Annotated in this window: 1 protein-coding gene; it reads right to left on the bottom strand. The window is 57.9% G+C overall.

Features of this window, described 5'->3' with window-relative positions; genetic code table 11:
* A partial coding sequence (locus tag AAEY72_RS15895) for an alpha/beta hydrolase-fold protein (protein WP_352311620.1) occupies nucleotides 1–247 on the bottom strand: 247 nt, incomplete at both ends.

Below are 247 nucleotides of genomic sequence, written 5' to 3'. Positions count from 1 at the left end.
CTGCAAGGCTTCGGGCTTGAGTTGCACCTCAAGAAAATCATCGCGATCGCCCTGGTCTACCAGCAACGGCAGCTTTTGCGTAGCTTCGCTGATCAACACACAGGCATCCCACTCACGCCACTTCGAACGCTCATCCCCCAAGTAGCGGGAGAAGGCCTTCTGGCCCCACGGGCAATCCATCGGATTGTTGATCGGCGAGAACGCCGACACCGATTGATAACGACCCGGATTGCGCAAGGCACAGACC

Source organism: Psychrobacter sp. W2-37-MNA-CIBAN-0211 (assembly GCF_040309405.1).
GTDB lineage: Bacteria > Pseudomonadota > Gammaproteobacteria > Pseudomonadales > Moraxellaceae > Psychrobacter > Psychrobacter glaciei.
Note: the sequence above shows the minus strand (reverse complement) of the source record. Positions and strands in the feature narration are given on the sequence as shown.